The sequence below is a fragment of the Dyadobacter frigoris genome (assembly GCF_005280585.1).
Taxonomy (GTDB): domain Bacteria; phylum Bacteroidota; class Bacteroidia; order Cytophagales; family Spirosomataceae; genus Dyadobacter; species Dyadobacter frigoris.
Genome location: NZ_SZVO01000044.1, coordinates 1 through 6095 on the forward strand (window position 1 = coordinate 1; position 6095 = coordinate 6095).

General features: G+C 40.9%; 7 protein-coding genes. 5 read left to right on the forward strand and 2 right to left on the reverse strand.

Annotated elements, in window-relative coordinates:
* Positions 1 to 216: transposase (locus tag FDK13_RS35005; RefSeq protein ID WP_137341583.1), on the reverse strand; the 216-nt coding region annotated here is incomplete at its 3' end.
* Between the two features lie 213 nt (positions 217 to 429).
* Here FDK13_RS35005 and FDK13_RS35010 point away from each other — a divergent pair.
* The 5 genes from FDK13_RS35010 (at position 430) to FDK13_RS35760 (ending at position 5370) form a co-directional block, all read left to right on the forward strand.
* Positions 430 to 1479, forward strand: a complete 1050-nt coding sequence (locus FDK13_RS35010; protein WP_137344652.1) for an HlyD family secretion protein — start codon at positions 430 to 432, stop codon at positions 1477 to 1479.
* A 22-nt stretch (positions 1480 to 1501) separates the two neighbouring features.
* Positions 1502 to 3082, forward strand: a complete 1581-nt coding sequence (locus FDK13_RS35015) for a DHA2 family efflux MFS transporter permease subunit (protein ID WP_137344653.1) — start codon at positions 1502 to 1504, stop codon at positions 3080 to 3082.
* A 20-nt stretch (positions 3083 to 3102) separates the two neighbouring features.
* On the forward strand, positions 3103 to 4401 hold the full coding sequence (locus FDK13_RS35020) for a TolC family protein (protein WP_137344654.1): 1299 nt from the start codon (positions 3103 to 3105) through the stop codon (positions 4399 to 4401).
* Between the two features lie 182 nt (positions 4402 to 4583).
* On the forward strand, positions 4584 to 4949 hold the full coding sequence (locus FDK13_RS35025) for a hypothetical protein (RefSeq protein ID WP_137344655.1): 366 nt from the start codon (positions 4584 to 4586) through the stop codon (positions 4947 to 4949).
* A 109-nt stretch (positions 4950 to 5058) separates the two neighbouring features.
* Positions 5059 to 5370 (forward strand): NAD(P)/FAD-dependent oxidoreductase, encoded by a 312-nt coding sequence (locus tag FDK13_RS35760; protein WP_181956160.1) that lies wholly within the window; start codon positions 5059 to 5061, stop codon positions 5368 to 5370.
* Positions 5371 to 5818: 448 nt separating this feature from the next.
* Here FDK13_RS35760 and FDK13_RS35040 read toward each other — a convergent pair.
* On the reverse strand, positions 5819 to 6095 hold a 277-nt coding region (locus FDK13_RS35040; protein ID WP_170982892.1), incomplete at its 5' end, for a transposase.

The window sequence follows — 6095 nt, forward strand, 5'->3', positions numbered from 1 at the left end:
AATCCCACGTAGTTTAAATTGCCTAAAATGATAGTAAATTGTCTGCCAAGCAGGATATTTGCTATCTATATTCCGCCATTGAACACCAGTTTCATTTAACCATAATATGGCATTTACTATGGTTCGCAAGGAATGTTTTCTTGATCTTTTGTTGTCAATTATTTTTTCTACAAATTGCCATTGAGAGTCAGTCATTTCTGTGAAATTCGTTTTCATTAAAACTTGTTTGAGGTGAGATTCAACAAGTTTAACGACTGGCTCTCATTGTTAGTTTAATACAATCCAAAACATACTCTTAGGTTACCAAATTCTTCATATAAATTCTGATCCAAAAATTATTTTAAAATTTAGTAAACTTATTTTACTAAATTTTTGGAAAGGTAAACTTGGTATACTACATTTGTAAACTAAGTTTACTTATTCAATTTCATGGAAACAGAAGAAAAAACACAGAGTCTGGCTGGTAAGGCTTCCAAAACCCTGATCATCGCTGCCATCGCGATTGGTGCAATCTATTTTACATATAATAAAGTTGACCACGCTTTACATTTTGAAAGTACAGATAATGCACAAATTGAAACAAACTCGGTTCCGGTGATAAGCCGTATATCGGGTTACGTTAGGGACTTTTCATTGCTGGATTATCAAAATGTGAAAAAGGGGGATACGCTTGCAGTCATTGATGACCGTGACTTCGTGCTGGCCGTTCAGCAGGCAAATGCTGATCTTTTGTCGGCACAGGCAGATCTGGCTGCCGCTGAATCCCAGCTTCCGACGATTGGCTCCAACAGAACGGTTGCCGCCGCAGGTGTAAGTGTTGAAGAAGTTGCGTTGGATAAGGCAAAAAGGGATTTGGCCCGGGATGAGGCTCTTTACAAAGATGGATCAATTACGCTAAGACAACTTGAAAATAGCCAGTCTGCTTACAAAACTTCGGTTTCTTTGCTGGCTTCCAGTAAAACCAGAGTGCAGCAGGCAGGCGTGCAAACCGGGACGGCAAATGCGCAGATACAGCGCGCAAAAGCTACTATTGCCGTTAAAGAAACTTCTTTGGAAAGAGCAAAACTGGATTTGAGTTATACAAGAATTATCGCTCCGTCCACAGGGAAACTTGGGAAAACCAACCTGAAACCCGGACAGTTTGTACAGGGCGGTCAGCAACTTTTCAGTTTGGTGAGCAGTGATAAATACTGGATTGTAGCCAACTTTAAAGAAACGCAGCTTGAACATATGAAAGTAGGGCAGGCGGTGAAAATTGAAATTGATGGCTATCCAAATCAGGAAATTTCAGGAAAAATTTCCGGTTTTAGTGATGCAACGGGTGCTAAGTTCTCACTTCTGCCTCCGGATAATTCAACAGGTAATTTTGTGAAAGTGACTCAGCGTGTGCCGGTTACTATCGAAATTGATCATGCCGAAACACTAACTGGTCTTTTAAAGGCAGGATTGAGTGTGGAAGTGGATGTAAAAGTTAAATAGCTGCGGAGCAAAGCCTCAAATTATGGCCAGTCAAGAGAATAAATTTGTCAGGATCATCATCATCGTGACCACGATTTCGGCGGCCATTATGGAGCTGATCGACACCTCAATTATCAATGTTGCCTTAAATAATATCAGCGGAACACTTGGTGCAACGTTGGAAGATGCCTCCTGGGTAGTAACAGCCTACGCGATCGCCAACGTGATTATTATCCCGTTAACCGGTTTTTTAAGCCGGTATTTTGGAAGGAAAAATTACTACCTGGCATCAATTATTATTTTTACAATCGCTTCCTATCTGTGCGGAACGTCGTCTTCGCTTTGGATGCTCGTTTTATGGCGTTTTGTACAGGGACTGGGCGGGGGAGCGTTGCTTTCAGTATCACAGGGTATTCTTTTCGAACAATTTAAGCCGGAAGAAAAAGGTATTGCGGGAGGAATTTTCGGGATGGGCATTGTGATGGGGCCAACCATCGGTCCGGTTCTGGGTGGTTATATTGTCGACAATTATCACTGGGCGTTGATTTTTAATATTAACATTCCAATCGGAATTGCCGCCGCGCTTTTGACCTGGAAGTTTGTAGACAAGCAACCCGAAGAATATCACATCAACAGAAAGGCGATTCCGGTCGATTATACAGGCATTCTCTCGCTAAGCATCGGCGTAGGTGCTTTGCAATATGTGCTTGAAAAAGGACAATCTGAGGATTGGTTCCAGGATGAAACGATTCGTTACCTAACCGCTGCTGCTGTCATCGGTATTGGATTATTTATTTACTGGGAATTGCACACCAAAAATCCTGCGATCAATTTGAGGGTTATGAAAAGCATAAACCTGATCGGAAGTAATGTGCTGACTTTCGTGTGTGGATTTGGACTTTTCGGATCCGTTTATTTATTCCCGGTGATGGTACAGCGCGTGATGGGTTATACCCCGACCGAAGCTGGACTTTCAATGATTCCGGGCGCGCTGATCACAATTTTTGCGATGCCGTTTATAGGCGCTGGTTTAGGAAAGGGTGTCAAGCCGATTTATTTTGTCTGTGCCGGTTTTATTCTTTTCATTCTCCATGGCTACACATCTTCTCTGGCAACGGCCGAAGCAGGGAAATGGTGGTTTACATTGACACAGGTTTGCAGAGGATTGGGGACGGGATTTCTGACCGTTCCGCTTCTTAGTCAGGCGGTTGTGGGATTGGAGCCCAAAGATATGCCCTATGGAATTTCGCTGAATAATATGTTCCGGTCACTTGGCGGCGCCTTCGGGATTGCCATCATGAACACCTATTCTACTAACCGGTTTGCCACGCATAGAAATGATCTGATCTCAAATCTTCAAGGCAATAATCCGCTTATGAACAGCCGTTTGGAAAGCATAACCCATGGCATGATGGCCAAGGGTATCAACCCGATTGCAGCGAAACAAGCTGCCGTCGGCAACCTGGATTTCATCGTGTCAGGTCAGGCTCAAATGCAGGCCTATCTGGATGGTTTTCTCCTGATTTCCGTGTTTTTTATCTGTACCATTCCCTTCATGCTTTTATTGAGTAATCAGGATATGGATGCCGAAACCAGAGCAAAAGTAGCTGCGGCTGCACATTAATTCAAAATCATTTATCTATCATGAAACGTTTCATTTTCATCCTTTTTATAGGTTTAGGCGCCGGTCAGCTTCATGCACAGCAGGTTTCTTCGGATCTTAAAACACTGATTAATCAGTCCTTCAATTACTTTCCCGCTTTCAAAGAACTTGACCAGGCTGTTGCTGTGGAGAATCAGCGGATAGATCTGGCCAGAGCTGCCGGTCTGCCTTCAGTAGCGGCAACAGGTTCTTACAATTATCTGCATCCGGTTTCGGTCGTGACAATTCCGGCAGGTGATCAGGTGACCAAACTGAGCATCATGCCCAACAATAATTACAAAACCATGGTCAATGGAAGTTATACGCTCTGGGATTTTGGAGTTGTAAAAACAGGTGTTGAACGAGCCAAGGCTGGCCTTCAATATGCAAAGGATAATGCCCTGTACAACAAAAACCAGATGGCTTTTCAGGTCTCCAATATATATTACCAGATTGCTTACTTAAAAAGTGCAATTGCCATACAGGATAGTGTGATCAACTTTTTGCAATTTAACAAACGGGATACAGAGGTTAAATTTAAAAACGGAGACGCGCTGAAATACGATGTGCTTTCGATTCAATCCAGTATAGATCAGGAAAACAATCGGAAAATTGATCTGCAAAATAGTCTGAGCAAGCAGTATAATTTAATGCAGTATGCCACTGGTGTTCAGGTTAGCAAAGAAGGGACGGATTTTAATTTTCCCGCCATTTCTGAAAGCAGCGATGCGGTAAGTATTCTGGAAAACGCAAAAAACGGAAATGCAGAATATCTGCTTTTGAAAGATAAAATTGCCATGGCCGAAGCTGAGCTGAAAATGAGCAAGATCAAGGGGAAACCTTCGCTGGTGCTCAATGCAGGAACTGGTTTTGCCAATGGATATGTGCCGGATATCAACAAATTCCGCTATGCCTATCAGGCCGGTGTTACGCTGAATATTCCGATTTATCAGGGAGGTCGTATCAAAAAACAAGTCAGTCTTTCACAAGGACAATTGCTTCAATCCAGACTTGAACAGCAAAGCCTGGACAACACGTTCAGCAGGGATATTGCCCAGGCATTGACAGATGTTGAAAGCAACAAATCGAGCCTTGTCAATGCGCTTGGGCAGATAAATGAGGCAAAAGAAGCGCAGAAATTTGCCCAGAGCCGTTTTCGAAATGGTACGGGTACCAATCTGGAACTGACTAACGCGAGCACCAATGTACAAAGAGCAGAATTAACCCGCCTTCAATATCAATATCAGCTTTGTGTGGCTAGTCTGGAACTGGCTCGTCTTGAAGGTTTGGTTTATTGGTAAGGGCAATTTGGTCACTGAAATTTGTATAGAAGTTAGTTGGTATGTAAGCAGTTGAAGTAAGTTAAGAAGTTTATTCAGGCAGCTGGAAAGGAGAAAGTAGCTTGGCGGAAAGGTGTTGCCTGATTTAATTTGAAAATAAGTTTGAAGAACAAATATAGCAGATCATCTCAAACAAAATCGTTATGGATTTATACCTGCATGCCGTTATTTATCAGATCATTGCAGATTTGGAAAATGCCTCCATTCATTACATTATTTATGCCCGGTATTTTTTCTTTGGCCAGCAGATGTTTGGTTATGAACCTGTTTATCTGAACAAGAATTCAGTAAGAGATGTCAGTTTATCAGAGGATAGTCTGCGTTGCAGGATGATGCTGGATGCTGGCAATTCTGAGGAATCATTTTCGATTCTTATTCCTTTTGATTTTATCCGCGAAATAAAAAAAGTCAGTGGAGATTCAGTTGGGACAGGACAAACATTGTTTTTGCAGGGAAAGATGGAAGAAGTAGACTCATTTTATACTTTCAAAAAAGGAATCAAACATTGATAGGCTTGAACGAGAAATACACATCAGTTTCAGTTTAAATACAACACGGGTAGGTGTAAAGTGTCAATCAGTTGTCATGGATTAAGAGTAAGAAATAAATGAAGCAGTTATGATGATTACAACAGATATATGTATTGTAGGTGCGGGAGCTGTTGGCTTATTTGCAGTTTTGGAAGCAGGGGCTTCTAAAATGCAATGCTGTATTTTAGAAGCCGGATTAAGCCGTAATGAAGACGCTAAAGAACGTGCATTGTCTGATTACCTTAAAGTAGCTGTCTCTGAATTTAATCCGGTTTTTACGGATGGGTTTTTACAGGATTTAATAAAAACGGATCACAATACTTATCTGATCACAACCAGTAATGGCCGTGAAATAACATGCAAACATGTCATTTTTACGGATAATGTAGATTTAGCTTGACCGGAAGGAAAATAATATAAAATTCATGTAAAAATTTAGTAAGATAATCGGATTTATTCCAATTATCTTACTAAATTTTTACATGTCTTTTTTTAAAGACATACAGCAATATTCTGGTCAACCTCTGTCTCATCAGCTGTTGATGTCTTTATTTAAAGACTATAAAAGGCCAAATGATAAAATTCATGAGCTAATAACCAATGGTAGTCTGGTTTCCATCAAAAGAGGATTGTATTTTAGCTCCCTTACAAAAGAGCCGGAGCGCTTCCTGATGGCAAACCATATTTTGGGTCCGAGTTATGTCTCATTTGAAAGTGCATTATCTTTCTATGGCTTCATTCCGGAACAGGTTTATGAAGTTTCATCGGCAACAACCAAAGCGGCCAGATGTTTTGACACTTCCTTGGGACGCTTTACATTTATACATCTTAGAGTATGTTTTGGGATCTTATTTTGTTATTCTATTCAAAAAAATGGATAAGTAGGCAATTTCAAGCATTGCCTCAGCAGATTCTACGGTTTTCTCAACATCTCTAAATAGTCGACGTTTAAAATTTAGCCATCCAAACGATCTTTCTACTTGCCAGCGATTTTTCTGAGGGATAAATCCTTGTGCTGATTCTGGTTTTTGTGCAATTTCCACCTCCCATTTATACTCTTTGATTACATAATCTATGAATGTTATTTTATAACCGTTGTCGGCAGTAATTTTTTGTAAATCAGGC

What these genes read in the sequence shown, in the direction of transcription:
- FDK13_RS35010 (WP_137344652.1), top strand. Translation starts at nt 430, where the DNA reads ATGGAAACAGAAGAAAAAACACAGAGTCTGGCTGGTAAGGCTTCCAAA.
- FDK13_RS35015 (WP_137344653.1), top strand. Translation starts at nt 1,502, where the DNA reads ATGGCCAGTCAAGAGAATAAATTTGTCAGGATCATCATCATCGTGACC.
- FDK13_RS35020 (WP_137344654.1), top strand. Translation starts at nt 3,103, where the DNA reads ATGAAACGTTTCATTTTCATCCTTTTTATAGGTTTAGGCGCCGGTCAG.
- FDK13_RS35025 (WP_137344655.1), top strand. Translation starts at nt 4,584, where the DNA reads ATGGATTTATACCTGCATGCCGTTATTTATCAGATCATTGCAGATTTG.
- FDK13_RS35760 (WP_181956160.1), top strand. Translation starts at nt 5,059, where the DNA reads ATGATGATTACAACAGATATATGTATTGTAGGTGCGGGAGCTGTTGGC.